Annotated in this window: 12 protein-coding genes; 8 read left to right on the plus strand and 4 right to left on the minus strand. The window is 73.3% G+C overall.

Annotation, left to right across the window (positions count from 1 at the left end):
* The first annotated feature begins 94 nt into the window (after nucleotides 1-94).
* From ACFVX6_RS12090 to ACFVX6_RS12115, 6 genes are all read left to right on the plus strand, one after another.
* Nucleotides 95-1,225 carry an aryl-sulfate sulfotransferase gene (locus tag ACFVX6_RS12090; protein ID WP_389690388.1) on the plus strand — a complete coding sequence of 377 codons (1,131 nt, stop codon included), beginning with the start codon at nucleotides 95-97 and terminating at the stop codon, nucleotides 1,223-1,225.
* Nucleotides 1,222-2,604, plus strand: a complete 1,383-nt coding sequence (locus ACFVX6_RS12095) for a uracil-xanthine permease family protein (RefSeq protein ID WP_389690390.1) — start codon at nucleotides 1,222-1,224, stop codon at nucleotides 2,602-2,604. The genes ACFVX6_RS12090 and ACFVX6_RS12095 overlap by 4 nt, the downstream gene beginning before the upstream one ends.
* Nucleotides 2,605-2,682: 78 nt before the next feature.
* Nucleotides 2,683-3,588 carry a hypothetical protein gene (locus ACFVX6_RS12100; protein WP_389690392.1) on the plus strand — a complete coding sequence of 302 codons (906 nt, stop codon included), beginning with the start codon at nucleotides 2,683-2,685 and terminating at the stop codon, nucleotides 3,586-3,588.
* 179 nt (nucleotides 3,589-3,767) lie between these two features.
* Nucleotides 3,768-5,189 (plus strand): MFS transporter, encoded by a 1,422-nt coding sequence (locus ACFVX6_RS12105; protein ID WP_389690394.1) that lies wholly within the window; start codon nucleotides 3,768-3,770, stop codon nucleotides 5,187-5,189.
* Nucleotides 5,186-5,779, plus strand: coding sequence for a TetR family transcriptional regulator (locus ACFVX6_RS12110; RefSeq protein WP_389690396.1), 594 nt, complete (start codon nucleotides 5,186-5,188; stop codon nucleotides 5,777-5,779). Before ACFVX6_RS12105 ends, ACFVX6_RS12110 begins: the two co-directional genes overlap by 4 nt.
* Nucleotides 5,776-6,027: a hypothetical protein gene (locus tag ACFVX6_RS12115; RefSeq protein WP_375949709.1), complete on the plus strand. Its 252-nt coding sequence runs from the start codon at nucleotides 5,776-5,778 to the stop codon at nucleotides 6,025-6,027. Before ACFVX6_RS12110 ends, ACFVX6_RS12115 begins: the two co-directional genes overlap by 4 nt.
* A gap of 63 nt (nucleotides 6,028-6,090) precedes the next feature.
* Here the strand turns inward: ACFVX6_RS12115 and ACFVX6_RS12120 are convergent, their stop codons facing one another.
* Nucleotides 6,091-6,711, minus strand: a complete 621-nt coding sequence (locus ACFVX6_RS12120) for an L-threonylcarbamoyladenylate synthase (protein WP_389690398.1) — start codon at nucleotides 6,709-6,711, stop codon at nucleotides 6,091-6,093.
* A gap of 365 nt (nucleotides 6,712-7,076) precedes the next feature.
* Between ACFVX6_RS12120 and ACFVX6_RS12125 the strand changes: the two genes are divergently transcribed.
* Nucleotides 7,077-9,545: a YfhO family protein gene (locus ACFVX6_RS12125; protein ID WP_389690400.1), complete on the plus strand. Its 2,469-nt coding sequence runs from the start codon at nucleotides 7,077-7,079 to the stop codon at nucleotides 9,543-9,545.
* An 88-nt stretch (nucleotides 9,546-9,633) separates the two neighbouring features.
* On the opposite strand, the gene ACFVX6_RS12130 is transcribed toward ACFVX6_RS12125, so the two are convergent.
* Nucleotides 9,634-10,974 carry a cytochrome P450 gene (locus ACFVX6_RS12130; RefSeq protein ID WP_389690402.1) on the minus strand — a complete coding sequence of 447 codons (1,341 nt, stop codon included), beginning with the start codon at nucleotides 10,972-10,974 and terminating at the stop codon, nucleotides 9,634-9,636.
* 303 nt (nucleotides 10,975-11,277) lie between these two features.
* Here ACFVX6_RS12130 and ACFVX6_RS12135 point away from each other — a divergent pair, with 303 nt between their 5' ends.
* Complete coding sequence (locus tag ACFVX6_RS12135) at nucleotides 11,278-13,002, plus strand: chloride channel protein (RefSeq protein ID WP_389690404.1); 1,725 nt, start codon at nucleotides 11,278-11,280, stop codon at nucleotides 13,000-13,002.
* A gap of 26 nt (nucleotides 13,003-13,028) precedes the next feature.
* Here ACFVX6_RS12135 and ACFVX6_RS12140 read toward each other — a convergent pair whose 3' ends face one another.
* Both ACFVX6_RS12140 and ACFVX6_RS12145 read right to left on the minus strand, forming a co-directional pair.
* Complete coding sequence (locus ACFVX6_RS12140; RefSeq protein ID WP_389690406.1) at nucleotides 13,029-13,466, minus strand: glutaredoxin domain-containing protein; 438 nt, start codon at nucleotides 13,464-13,466, stop codon at nucleotides 13,029-13,031.
* Nucleotides 13,467-13,477: 11 nt separating this feature from the next.
* Entirely contained in the window at nucleotides 13,478-14,212 is a 735-nt protein-coding gene (locus ACFVX6_RS12145) for an N-acetylmuramoyl-L-alanine amidase (RefSeq protein ID WP_389690408.1), read from the minus strand.
* Nucleotides 14,213-14,401: the final 189 nt, after the last annotated feature.

Consider the following 14,401-nt stretch of genomic DNA (forward strand, 5'->3'; position numbering starts at 1 on the left):
TCGCACGCCCTTCACAGTGCCGCAACAATGCACCGCTAACTTCAAAGGAGATTGCTCACATCAAAGAAAGTTTCACGCTCCGCAGGAGGACAGCATGCCCCCGGTCGACCAGAACTTCCGCCGCCGCCGCGGCACGGGTCTCATCGCCTTCGACCCCACCGCCTCGGAAGGCGGCTACACCCTCTTCGCCCCGCTCACCGGCACCGGCGAGGTGTACCTGATCGACATCCACGGCGAGGTGGTCCACGAGTGGCGGCTGCCCTACCGCCCCGGCCGGCACGCCCGGATCCTCGACAACGGCAACCTGGCCTACAGCGGCGTGCTCCCCGGCGAGGAGGCGCTCTTCCCGATGTGGCACAAGTACCGCGGCGGCGTGATGCTCGAAGCCACCCCGGACGGCACCGTCCTGCGCGAACACCGCGATCCCCTCCAGCACCACGACGCCCACCACCTCGGCGGCGGCCGCGTCCTCTACACCGCGCTCGAACCGCTGCGGGGTGCGGACGCGGCGGGCGTGCTCGGGGGAGTGCCCGGTTCGGAGGCGGCCGACGGAACGGTATGGGCCGACACCATCACCGAGGTCGACGCCGACGGTTCCGTACGCTGGTCGTGGAGCGCGGCCGAACACCTCGACCGGGCCGAGTACGCCCTGCACCCCGACTACGCGCGCGAACACTGGCCGCTCATCAACAGCGTCGTACCGCTCGCCGACGGGAACGTCCTCGCCAGCCTGCGCAGCGTCTCCGCCGTGGTCGTCATCAGCCGGGAGACCGGCGAGATCCTCTGGCGCACCGAGCCCGGAGTCGTCTCGCAGCAGCACGCCCCCACCGAACTCGCCGACGGCAGGGTGCTGGTCTTCGACAACGGCGTCTTCCGGCCCGGATCGGACGTCCCCTACTCGCGGGTCATCGAGGTCGAGCGCTCCTCGGGCAAGGTCGTCTGGGAGTACCACGACCCCGCCCGCGAGGCCTTCTTCGCCCCGTTCATGGGCAGCGCCCAGCGCCTCGCCGGCGGCAACACCCTGGTCACCGACTCCCCGTCCGGCCGCCTCTTCGAGGTGACCCCCGAGGGCTACCTCTCCTGGGAGTACGTCGTCCCCCACTTCGGCGCCTACCAGGAGTCCGAGGTCCGCGGCCTGTTCCCGTCCGAACCCAACGCGGTCTTCCGCGCCTACCGGTACACCGCCGAAGAGCTGCCCTGGCTGAACAGAGAGGCCGCCCGATGAGCGCCGCCTCCACGAAGCGCGCAGCGGCGGGTCCGGTGAGCCCGGTCAGCCCGGTGGACGAGCGGCTGCCGCTGCGCCGCCTGGCCCCGCTGTCCGCACAGCACGTATTGGCCATGGTGGCCGCGCCCGTCTCCACCACGTTCCTGACCGGCCAAGCCCTCGGCCTCGGCGCCGCGCACACCGCCTCCCTGCTCAGCGCCACCCTCGTGCTCTGCGGTGCGGGCACCCTCCTCCAGTCCCTCGGGGTGTGGCGGTTCGGGGCCCGGCTGCCGTTCGTCATGCTCCCCGGCGGGGCGGCGACCGCGCTCTTCCTCCAGATAGCCAAGGACCACGGCCCCGCGACCGCGACCGGCTCGGTGCTCCTCGCCGCGGCGCTGCTCTTCGCCGTGCTGCCCTTCTACGCGAAAGTCGTACGGCTCTTCCCGCCCCTGGTCATGGGCACCACCGTGCTGCTCATCGGGATCGCCATGATCCGGGTCGCCGCCCAGCTGGTCACCGGCCGCCCGGGGAGCCCCGGGTACGCCGCGCCCTCGGCCGTCGTGCTGGCCGGCGCCACCATCGGCTGCACCGTGCTCTTCCTCATGGTGCTGCGCGGGATCTGGCGGCAGACCGCCGTGCTCCTCGGCATGGGCGCGGGCACCCTCATCGCGCTCACGACCGGCCTCGGTCACCTCGCTCCCGTGGGCGGAGCCGGCGGGAGCCTGACCCTCCCGCACCTCCTCCCGTACGGCGCACCGCACTTCGACGTGCTCGCCGCGCTGCCCCTCCTCGTCTTCAGCCTGACCACCCTCGCGGAGATCACCGGGCAGACCGTCCTGAACAGCGAGACCGTGGGGCGCGAGAGCGACCCCGGACGCGATGTGCCCCGGGTGGCCCGGGCCGACGCACTGATCTCGGTGTTCGGCGGACTGTTCGGCACCTCGCTGATGGTCACGAGCGCCGAGAACATCGGCATCGGACGGCTCACCGGGGTCCGCAGCCGCTTCGTGACCGCCGGCGCGGGCGTGCTGCTCATCGCCGTCGGCCTGCTGGCACCCGTCTCCCGGCTGATCGCCGCGGTCCCCGCACCCGTCGTGGGCGGATCCGCCCTCGTGATCTACGGGATCATCGCGGTGATGGGCGTCGACATGCTCGGCCGGACGGCGCCCGGAGCCGGCGGAGGCTCCAGCGTGATCGCGCTGGCCCTCACCGCCGGACTGCTGCCGGTGGTGGCCCCCGACCTCTACCAGGGGTTCCCCACCTGGGCCCGGACCGTCCTCGGCAGCGGGGTGGTGGCCGGCACGCTCACCGCCGTCCTGCTCCACGCCCTCTTCCGCGCGTTCGGCAGCGGCGAGCCGCCGGGCAGGGTGTCCACGCAGAAGGTAGGCCCCGCGGACTGAAGGCGGCGATCCGCCGGGCCGGCGGCTATCCTCGCGCGGCGAAGGCGGGTACAACTGCTGTGCGAAGAGGGGAAGCCGATGCTGCGCGATGCGCGCGAGTGGTTCGACGGCGCGGCCGACGGGGAAATACGGGCACTCGAAGAGGTGCCCGGCATCGATCCGGAGCGGCTGCGGGAACTGTGGTGCGCCGAACCGGAGCTGATGCTCCGCCTCGACGGCCTGCACACGGCCGCGCAGCGGGCCTTCGAACGGCGGACGCGCGTCGCGGTCACCGAGGAACTGCTCCGCGCCCTGCGCGCCGTGGCCCGGGGGGCGGACGTGGCCCGGCTGGAGACGGCCGTCGCGCTGGCCGCAACGCGGCTGGAGGCCGATACGGCCACCGCCGGGGCGCGCGGCCTGAACACCGGACTGACGTGCGGGATCGTGATCAGCCCGGTGATCCTGCTCGTGGTCTTCGCGCTGGGGGAGTGGGTGCCCAGGCTCTTCGGCGTGGGCCTCGGCTGCCAGGAGCAGCTGGCCCTGGCGGGCGCCCTGGTGTGCTTCGCCGGCGGCGCGATGGGCGCGGTCTTCAGCGTCATCGTCCGACTGCGCGATCCCCGGCAGCTCGTCCGCGACGGTCCGGTCATCCGCGACGGTCCGGGCGGGGCCGGCCCGGCCGTGGATCCGGTCCAGCTGTCCCGCGCGCTGCGCCAAGAGGGCTGGTACCGGGTGGTGGTGGGGTGGTTCCTGGCCACCGCCCTCTACCTCCTCGTCGCCGGCGGGATCCTCACCCTCCTCGCCCCGCCGGCCTCCCCGATCGAACTGTGCGGGCCCGGCCCGCTCTCTGCCGACGGGCACGGGGCCCTGGTCAAGACCTGGTTCTTCTGGGGGGCCATCGGCTTCCTCGCGGGCCTCAACGAACGGTGGGCGCGCGGTCTGCTGCGCCACCCCTCGGCGCCCGCGGACGAGGCGGCCGGGCCGGGGGACGGCGCGCGCCGCGGGTAGACAGCGCACGGGCCGGCCGTCTCGAAGCGGCCGGAACCCGGTGCCCCCGAAGGGCGGACAGGGGGGTGCACACGCGTTTACCCTGGGGGTGAACGCGTGTGCACCCTTCCGTCGGGCCAGTGTCCGGGAGCCGTATGCCCACCAAGACGCACCCCCGCCCCCGGCCTCGCCCTCGCCCGATGGTCGCCGTCCTCGCCTTCTGCGGGGCGATCGTGGCCGTCATGCAGACCCTGGTCGTCCCCCTGCTGCCGCACGTCCCGGACCTGACGGGCAGCAGCCGCGCCGCCGCGGGCTGGCTCGTCACCGTCACCCTGCTCACCGGCGCCGTCTGCACCCCCGTACTCGGCCGGGTCGGCGACATGTACGGCAAACGCCGCGTGCTCCTCGCCTCGCTCGGCGTCCTCACCGCCGGGTCCGTGCTGTGCGCGGTCACCTCGGACATCGCCGTGCTGATCACGGGCCGCGCCCTCCAGGGCACCGCGCTCGCCGTCATCCCGCTCGGCATCAGCATCATCCGCGACGAACTCCCCCCGGAACGCGTCCTGCCGTCCATCGCCCTCATGAGCTCCACCCTCGGGATCGGCGCCGCGATCGGCCTCCCCGCGGCGGCCCTCGTCGTCGAGAACTTCGACTGGCACACCATGTTCTGGGCCTCGGCCGCCCTCGGTCTGCTGGACGTCCTCCTCGTCCTGTGGACCGTCCCGGAGTCCCCGACGCGCACCTCGGGCCGGTTCGACGTACCGGGCACCCTCGGCCTCGCCGCCACGCTCGTGGCCCTGCTCCTCGCGATCACCCAGGGCGCGGACTGGGGCTGGACCGCCCCGCCCACGCTCGCGCTGTTCGCCACCGCCCTGGCCGTCGGAGCCCTCTGGGGACGCCACGAGCTGCGCACCGCCTCCCCGATGGTCGACCTCCGCGTCTCGGCGCGCCCCGCCGTCCTGCTCACCAACCTCGCGGCCCTGCTCGTAGGCTTCGCCTTCTACGCGAACTCCCTGGTCACCGCCCAGTTGGTGCAGGAGCCGACGAGCACCGGGTACGGGCTCGGCGCCTCCCTCGTGGTGAGCGGCCTGTGCCTGCTGCCCGGGGGCCTGGCCATGGTCGCGCTGTCCCCGGTGTCGGCGCGGCTCTCCGCCGCCCACGGTCCCCGGACCGCACTGGCCCTCGGCGCGGCGGTCATGACCCTCGGCTACGTGGTCCGGTTCTTCACCAGTCACGCCCTCTGGCTGATCGTGGCCGGTGCCACGGTGGTCGCCTGCGGTACCGCCCTCGCCTACTCGGCGCTGCCCGCGCTCGTCATGCGCGCCGTCCCCGTGACCGAAACGGGCGCCGCGAACGGCCTCAACACCCTGATGCGCTCCGTCGGCCAAGCCTGTTGCAGCGCCGTCGTCGCGGCCGTGCTCGCCCGGGTCACGTTCCTGGCGGACGGGCGCAGCGTCCCCACCCTGCACGCGTACCTGCTGGTCTTCCTGATCGCGGCCGGCGCCGCGCTCGCCGCGCTGGCGGCGGCCCTCTGCCTGCCGGCGGGCAGGCCGGCGGCGCCCGCGCAGGCCGGTACGGTCGGGGTGACGAAGTCCGCGCCCGCGGTCAGGGAGGGCCTATGAGCACCGCCGAGGAGTCGGGCCGCGACGCCATCGTGCGCGCCGCCCGCAGGGCCTTCACCCTGCGCCCCTACGCCGAGGTCACCCTGCGCGGCATCGCGGCCGATGCCGGCGTCAGCCCGTCGCTGATCGTGAAGCGGTTCGGCAGCAAGGAGGGGCTGTTCAACACGGTCGCCGACTTCCAGCCGGCCGCGGACGCCCTGTTCGCGGCGGAGCCGGCCGTACTGGGCCGTCACCTCGTCCTGACCACGGTCCGGTTGCGCGACGAGCTCCGCGGGGACCCGCTGCTGCGGGTGGTCTTCTCCCTGGGCATCGACGACGAGCGCACCCTGCTGCGGGAACGCTTCCGCGAACAGGTCACCGCGCGCCTGGCCGCCCTCCTCACCGGCGCCGACCGGGAGCTGCGCGCCGAGCTGATCGCGGGCCAGCTGCTGGGTCTGGGGGCGACGCTGAGTCTGCACCGGCCCGATGGCGCGGGTACCCGTACGCCGCCCGGGCGACTGGCGGACCTGTACGCCCCCGGACTCCAGGGGCTCATCGACGGCGGCGCCGGACGGCATGATCGGCGGGAGCCGGTTAGCGTCGGGGGATGAGTACCGAACCGCAGACCTTCGAGATCCTGCTGGTGCCCGAGCACGTGGTGGAGGGGTCGGCCGACGACGCCGTCCGCTCGGCCGTCGTGGCAGCGACCGGCCAGAACGGCGCCTCCGGCTACCCCCGCTACTCGGGTGACGGGATGGTGGCGGACATCGACCCGGCCACCCGAACGGTGGAAGCCCTCCTCGTGGACGGCTCCGAGCTCGACTACGGCCTCAAGCCCGTCCTGCACCCGCGCACCTGACACGCCGTTCGGGCGGCGGGAAGCACCGGCCTTCCCGCCGCTCCCGCCGCCCGACGGAGGACGCTACTCGAAGCGGGAGGTGTCTCCGGCGCCCCGCCGGACGATCTCGGCCTCGCCGCTGGAGAAGTCGATGACCGTCGTCGGCAGCGTCCCGCATTCGCCCGAGTCGACCACCATGTCCACGACGTGGTCGAGCCGGTCCTTGATCTCCCAGCCCTGCGTCATCGGCTCCGCCTCGTCGGGCAGGAGCAGCGTGCTCGACAGCAGCGGCTCGCCGAGCTCGGCCAGCAGCGCCTGGACCACGACGTGGTCGGGGATGCGTACGCCCACCGTCTTCTTCTTCGGGTGCTGGAGCTGGCGCGGCACTTCCTTCGTCGCCGGAAGGATGAAGGTGTAGCTGCCGGGGGTGGACGCCTTGATCGCGCGGAAGACGTCGTTGTCGATGATGACGAACTGGCCGAGCTGCGCGAAGTTCTCGCACACCAGGGTGAAGTGGTGGCGGTCGTCGAGCTGCCGGATGGACCGGATCCGGTCCACACCCTCACGGTTGCCCAGCTGGGCGCCCAGCGCGTAGCAGGAGTCCGTCGGGTAGGCGACGAGTCCTCCGGCGCGGATGCCGTCGGCGATGCTGCCGATGGTGCGGGGCTGGGGGTTGTCGGGGTGTACGTCGAAGTACTTTGCCATCCGACGAGCCTACGGGATCCGGTGGTTCCGGCACCCCGGCCCGGCCGCTCCCCGAGGGCGGGCCGAGCAAAAAGTGGACGATTGTCCATTTTTTATGCTGCTTGGACCGGACCTTCCCGTGATTGCGATCATATTCGTGCGTCGGGTGCGTGAATTCTTCGGCGGTGTACATAGGGTGCGGGAATAGGCGGCCCCTGAGTGGCCGATTAGCCACGCACGAGGGTTTGCCACACATGACCGCCACTTCGCTCCCGCCTGCCGGAAAACGCCTCTCCAGGGGAGGCCGCAGACAGGTCGCGTCCCAGGTGGGCGGGGTCAAGCGGAATTCCGCATTCCTTTCCGCTCTCGTGGCCGCGCTCATATCCATGGCGGCTTACAGCGCCGGTCTCGCCACGCGCGGGGTCTACCCTTTCGGCCCCGTCCCGCGCGCCGACAACGACTTGCGCCACCAATACGTGCCGTTCCACACCCACCTCTGGGACCTCCAGCACGGCAACGCCCAGGGAGATCTGCTCTTCAACTGGCAGAGCGGGTACGGCGTCGGATTCCTCGGTGACTTCTTCACCTACCTCTCCAATCCGTTCTCCCTGCTGGCCGGCCTCCTGCCCCGCCAGCACGCCGAACTCTCCGTCTACCTCGTCAGCCTCTGCAGCATGGGCCTCGCCGCCGCGCTGATGACCGTGTACCTGGGGCGCCTGCGCCCCGGCTCGCCCTGGCTGCGCGCGCTGCTCTCCGTCGGCTACGCCGTCTGCGGCTGGGGAGTCGCCGAGGGCACCGTCGTCCCGATGTGGACCTGGGGCCTGGTCGCGATACCCCTGCTCGGGATAGCCGCCGACTGGTGTCTGACCGGCCGCCGCTGGGTCCTCGGCAGCCTCCTCGTCGCCCTGTGCTGGTTCGCCAACTTCTACACCGCCGCCATGGCCACCACGGCCACCGCGCTCGTCTTCCTCGTACGGCTCCTGCTCGCCGACACCGACTGGCGCACCCGCGGCCGGGCCCTGTGGCGGGCCGCCACCATGACCGGCACCGGACTGCTCCTCGCAGCCCCCGCCATCCTGGTGTGCGCCTTGGCCAACCGGCGGGCCCAGCCCACCGAGCTGTACGTGGTCAGCGTCAACACCGATCCGCTGACCTTCCTCTCGATGCTCATACCGGGCACCCACCCCGTCCGCCCCGCGCCGAACGTCTACGCAGGGGTGCTCGTCCTCCTCCTCGTCCTGACCCTGCCCTTCCAGTCGAAGGTGCGCGGCCGCGAACGCCTCGCCTGGTTCTCGCTCTTGCTGCTGACCGGGGTCTCCTTCGTCCTCACCCCCACCGCCAAGCTCTGGCAGGGCGGGGCCCTCCCGCACGGCGCCCCCTTCCGCGAGTCCTTCGTCCTCAGCGGCATGCTGGCGATGGCCGCCTGGATCTGCCTCGCCCACATGCCCCGACCCCGGGCCCTGCTCGGCGGTGCGAGCCTGCTGGCCCTGCTCGTCGCAGCCACCTACGACCTTCCGCCGGTCAACGGACAAGCCCTCACGGGCGTCCTCATCGGCGGCGCCGTCACCACGGCCCTGCTGCTGTTCTACGCACGCGGACTGCGCCGCCCCGCCCGCATCGGCGTCATGCTGCTGCTGGCCGTCTCGGTCTTCGCCGGCACCGTGTACTCCGTCTACGGCAACTCCGTCGCCGACGACCCCCGCCGGCGCGGCCCCGTACGCGCCCAGACCATGACCGAGCTCGGCAAGGGCGCCCGGCAGGCCCTGGACGCGCACAGGAACTGGCCCGCCACCCGGGCCGACGCCGGACCCGGCGTCTTCGTCACCAACAACGACACGATGCTGGTCGGCGGCCAGGGCGGCGCCTACTACAGCAGCTACGTGAGCGTGGAGACCGCGCGCGGACTGCGCGGCCTCGGCCTGGGCCAGGCCATGGGCGGCCGTCACCTGTGGCCCGCGGAAGACCCGGTGCTGCGGGCCCTGCTCGGCATCGGCACCGTCCTCGAACCGGTCGGCGAGGACGGCGTCACCGTCCGCACCCTGCCCGCCCCGCCCCTGGTCACCCTCCGGGCACCGGGCAGCGAGCAGACCTACGGGGCTCCCGTGGGCTCCGTCTGGGCCCGGCGCCAGGCCGCACTCGGCGCCAGGGTCTACACCGTCCCCGCCCTCACCCGCGCCGACGGGCCCGCCGCAGCGGCACCGGCACCGGAGGCCGGGCCGGGCTTCGCCCTGACCAGGGCCGAGAACGAGGGACCGGAGAGCTGGACCGCGTTCACGGGGCGGTGCGCCCCGGGGGCCCGCGCCTTCCTCCACGCGCCCGACCTGTACGCGACCGCCCGGGCCGAGGCCGGCGGCCGGCTCGAGAGCTTCTCCGGCAGGCCGCCCGCGGTCAGCGCCCCGGTCAGGGAACTGGGCACGGCGGCGGCCGACGGCCGCTTCACCTTCTCCGTGCGCACCCCGAAGGACGGCCAGGTCCTGCCGCCCGACGCGCTCGGCTGTCTGGACCAGGCCGCCTTCGACGCGGCGGTGGCCGGGCTGAAGGCGGGCGCGGCCACCGGCGTCACGGTCGGCGGACACACCATCGAGGCCCGGCTCCCCAAGGGCTCGACCGGCACGGCGGTGGTCGCCACCACGGCGTCCCCCGGCTGGAACTGCTCGGTCGACGGCGGCCCGGCCCGCGCCCCGGTCTCGTACCAGGGCCTGCTCGGCGTCCCCCTGGGCTCCGGCGGCGCCGACCGGCTGGCGTGCTCGTACGTCCCCGAGGGGCTCCGCGCGGGCCTGGGCGGCACCGGCGCGGGCCTGCTGCTCATCGCGGGTGTCCTGGCCGGCGCGCTGTGGCGCGCCCGCAGGGTCTGAAGCACTGGCTCCGGGACCGGCACACCGCTCCTCCCCGGCCCCACCCCACCGCCGGCCGCCACCGGTCCGGTGACCGTGGCGGGATTCCTCAGGCGCCTAGGTCGGGGCGAGCTGCGAGCGTGGCCGGCGTCGGACCGTCGGGCCGGACCGTGATGCTGTAGGCGGCCCCGTCCGGAACGGACCGGAAGGCCGGCACGTGGGCCGGTAGCAGGTGTTCCAGCAACACCGTCGACTCGCGCAGCGCGAACTGCAGCCCGAGACAGGCGCGGGGGCCGATGCCGAAGGGCACGTACCCGCCCGGGACGGACGGCCGACCGCCCGGTGCGGTGAAGCGCAGCGGGTCGAAGCGCTCGGGATCGGGCCACAGCACCGGGTCGCGGTGTGCGAGGTACGGGCAGACGACCACGTCGGTGCCCGCCTCGACGGCGTAGCCGGCCAGCACGTCGTCCTCGACGGCGTGCCGGGGCAGGATCCAGGCCGACGGGTACAGCCGCAAGGTCTCGTTGACCAGGGCCTGGATCGCCTCCCGGCGCTCCGCCGAGCCCTCGCCGCCCGCCGCGAGGGCCCACTCGCGGGCCTCAGGATGGCGGTCGAGGAGCAGGTACAGCCAGGTCAGCGTGGTGGCCGTGGTCTCGTGCCCGGCGACCAGCAGCGTGACCAGCTCGTCGCGGATCAACCGGTCGGTGTACTCCGGCCGTTCGGTGGACGCCTCCACCAGCAGGTGCAGCAGCCCCGGCCCGTCGGGGCCCGCCGACCCCCGGCGGGCGGCGGCGATGGCGTGGTGGGCCACGGCGTCGATCCTGGCCAGATCCGCAGCGACCGCTTCCCCGGCGTCCGCGGAATCGGCGGGCAGCGTCGGCAGCGCCGCCACCACGGCCGCCACGGAGCCCAGTTCGCGGTCGGTGTCCGCGTCCAGCGGGTGCCCGGTCAGGGTGCGCCAGATGGTGTCGAGGGCGAAGCGCCGCATCTCCTCGCCGACATCGAAGACCTCCCCGGTACGGGCGTACGCGGCCCAGCGACCGGCGGCGATCCGGGCGGCCCCGGCGATCCGCTGCTCGTAGCGGCGCATCCCGGTCCCCGTGAACTGGGACTGCAGGAGCCTGCGTTGACGCTTCCACGCCTCGCCGGTCGCGGAGAGCACGCCCTCGCCGACCAGCAGCCGGGCGCGGTGCGAGCGTTTGACGTAGCGCTGCGGATGCAGGGCCAGCACGTGCTGGATCGCCTCCGGACCGGTGACCAGCACGGTCGGCCGGCCGCCGGTAGCACCGTCCCCGAGCCGGAACGCGCCGACCCCGCCGAGCCGGCCGCACACCTCGGACAGCAGCTCGACGAGCTGGCCTCCCCCCGCGCTCCACCGCTCCACGACGGAAGGGTCCAGCTCGGGGACCGGGGGACCGAGGCGCCCCACGGGACCGGCTTCGATGGCCATCGCTGTTCCCCCTGTTGGTCCGTTCGTCGGTCGCCCGTGGGTCGCCCGTCCGTGGCCGGCTTCCGCCCGCGCCGGGCCGGCGGCAGCACGGACTGTACGGGACCGGGAACGGACGGGGGTCGGCCTTCGGCCAGGCGTCGGACCCTCCCCGACGGACCCGCGACGGGCCCTACGCCGGGCGGGTGTACCTCCGGCCCGCCTCCGGGTCCTGGCGCGGGGCGGCCCGTTGGATGGGGGTCCGGGGGATCGTGGTCAGGGGCCGGGGCGCGCGATCGGCAGTGGATCGGTTCCTGAGGAGTGGAGATGGGTCCGTTCACGGCGGACGCTGCACGGGACGCGCTGAACCGCACCCAGGCCGCGATGCTGCTGCCCGCGGTACTCGTGGGCGCCGGATCGGGACTGGGCGCGGTGGGCTTCCGCTGGTTGATCGAGGTCTTCACCCGGGCGCTGTCCGGCCACGACGACTACTCCTCCGCCGGCCACGCGGACAACCCCTACGTGCCCTGGCTCGGCCCGTACTTCGTCCTGCTCGCGCCCGTGGTCGCGGGCGCGCTCTACGGACCGCTCGTCTACCGCTTCGCCAAGGAGGCGCGCGGCCACGGGGTCCCCGAGGTGATGTACGCGGTCGCCCGCCAGGGTGGCCGGATCCCGCCCCGGGTCGCGGTGGTGAAATCGCTCGCGTCCGCGCTGTGTATCGGCGGCGGCGGTTCCGTGGGCCGCGAAGGGCCCATCGTCCAGATCGGGGCCGCCCTCGGCTCCACCGCCGGATCCCTCCTGCGCGTCCGCGAGGAACGGATGCGGCTGCTGGTCGCCTGCGGAGCGGCCGGTGGCATCGCCGCCACCTTCAACGCCCCGCTGGCCGGCGTCTTCTTCGCGATGGAACTGATCCTGCGCGATTTCACGGCCCGCGCCTTCGGCCTGGTGGCCGTCTCCGCGGTCACCGCCAGCGTGATCGGACGTGCGGCCCTCGGCGACGAACGGTTCCTGGACCTGGCGCCGGTGAGCGCCGGCCACCTGGCCGCGTACGCCCTGTACGTACTGCTCGGCGCGGTGGCCGGTGCCGTCGGGGTGCTCTTCACCAAGGTGCTCTACGGGGTGGAAGACCTCTGCGACTCCGTCTGGCACGGCCCGGAGTGGCTGCGCCCGGCGGCCGGCGGGATCGTGCTGGGCGCGATCCTGCTGGCACTGCCCGAGATGTACGGGGTCGGCTACCCGGTGCTCGGCAAGGCCGCGGTGGGCGGGTACGCGATCGGGTTCCTGCTCGTCCTGCTCGTCGGCAAGATCATCGCGTGCAGCGTCACCATCGGGATCGGCGGCTCGGGAGGCGTCTTCGCCCCCAGCCTCTTCGTCGGCGCCATGCTCGGCAGCGCCTTCGGGCAGACGATGGACCACCTGGCCCCCGGAGTCACCGGTCCGGCCATGACGTACGCCGTCATCGGGATGGGCGCGGTCTTCGCCGGTTCGGCCCGCGCGCCGATCACCGCCGTCGTCATCATCTACGAACTGACCGGCGAGTACGGCATCATCCTGCCGCTGATGGTTGCCGTCGCCGTCGCCACCGGAGTCAGCCACGCGCTCAGCAGGGACACCGTCTACACGACCAAACTCCGCCGCCGCGGGGTCGACTTGGACCTGACCGGCCCGGCGGCGATCGAGGTCCGGACCGCCATGGGACCACCGCCGCCCGCGCTCGCACCCGACACCGGCCTGCGCGAGGCGATCATGGCGATGATCGAGGCGGACACCGGCCGCCTCCCGCTCGTCGACCGGCACGGCCACTACGCGGGTTCGGCCGGAGCTCCCGCCCTCTCCCGGGCCCTGCACGCAGGCCTCCCCGAGACCACGCCCGTCGAGGCGCTACGGGACTACCCGCCGGTCCTGCTCGCCGGCCAGTCCCTCCAGGAGGCGCTGCCGCTGCTCGCCGCGAGCGAGGGCGACGGACTCCCGGTCCTCGACGAGGAACGGCTCCACCTCCTGGGCTGGGTCTCCCACCGCTCGGCCCTCCTGGCCCTGCACCCGCCCGCTTAGCCGGTCCCTCACCCCCTGATCACGGATCACACGGGCGGGGAAAGCTGTGCGCGCACCCATGCGGGATCGGGGTTGGTGTGGGGCCGGCCGGCCACGATGACCGTGGGTACCGTCTCGTTGCCGTGGTTGGCGTCCCTTGCTGCCGCGGCTCCCGCCGGGTCGCGCCAGATGTCGACCCAGTGCAGTTGGCGGGCGCTGCGGCCGAGCCTGATGCGTAGGCGTATGCAGTACGTACAGCCCGGCCGCCACAAGACGACCGGCCGGCCGTCGGCCGCGCTGCGGCGCTGCGCCTCCACCGCGGTGACCGGCCTGGGGAAGACGAGGGGGGAGTGCACGCCCGCGAGCACCAGAAACATCAGCAGGACGGCCGCTGCTGTGGCGGGGCTGCCCGTGAACGTCAGCACTGCCGCGACGGCCGAGCCGCAGAGCACAAGCCGTACGGGCAATTTCCAGGCGCGTGTCATGGTGACGCAGGCTATCGCCGAGTCGCATCGTTGCTCGGACCGGGTCCCTCGCCCGGGATCCCGGCGGACAGGCGCTCGCGCACCCGGCGGATGATCTCGGCGCGTTGGCCGGACCGGAGGGTGCCGGGGCATGCGTGGCCGCCCCACGCGGCGCCGCCCATGGCGTGGACGCCCAGACCCGGCTGGTCCGGGTGCTCGCTGACGGCCGTCGGCCAGCCGTGCGAGCCGGCGCCCCAGGCGTGGATCCGGGCGACGGCGTCGACCTGTGCCTCCGTGAGCGACCGGGTGGCGAAACCGGAGGTCTCGACCGAGGCCCACGACCCGTTGCCCTCCCTCTGCGCCCAGGCCCGGTCCAGGACGGACACATACTGCTCCGTCTCCCCGTCCCGGGAGACCCAGAAGTGCGAGGAGGTCTTGATCCCGGGGGTGTTGAACCGCTCGTACAACGACCCCTCGCCCTCCTGGACATGGAGCACGAGCCCGCGCTGCGCGTCGCGGTCGCCGCGGACGAAGTTGCGCTCCAGGGGGATCCTCGTCACCCCGGGCATCCATCCGGAGGCGGGGGAGGCGGTGGGCGAGGCCCCGGACAGTACCGCCGCCCGCCCGCGGTCGTCGTCGCTCCGTCCGGAACCGCCGGGACGGGCGGCCAGCAGGGAAGCGGCGGTCGCGGTGAGGAACAGGGCGCCGCCGCCGGCGAGGAGGCGTCGCCTCGACGGAGCCGGCTGGTCGGGGTTGGAGGGGTGCATGAGCGGTGCCGGTTCCTGGGTGGTGCGTTGTGCGGGAGGAAGGCCGATCCTTCGGGGCGCTCATGATGGGGTCGTGATCGTTTGATGATCGTTTGATGACGGGTCCCGGCCCGGGCCCGGCCGGACGGATTGTGACCAATTGGTCATGCAGTACGCATCACCTGCGCATATGCGCCGCGGAGACTGGCG

This window comes from Streptomyces sp. NPDC058289, assembly GCF_042880975.1.
In the GTDB taxonomy this organism is placed as follows: domain Bacteria; phylum Actinomycetota; class Actinomycetes; order Streptomycetales; family Streptomycetaceae; genus Streptomyces; species Streptomyces stoeckheimensis.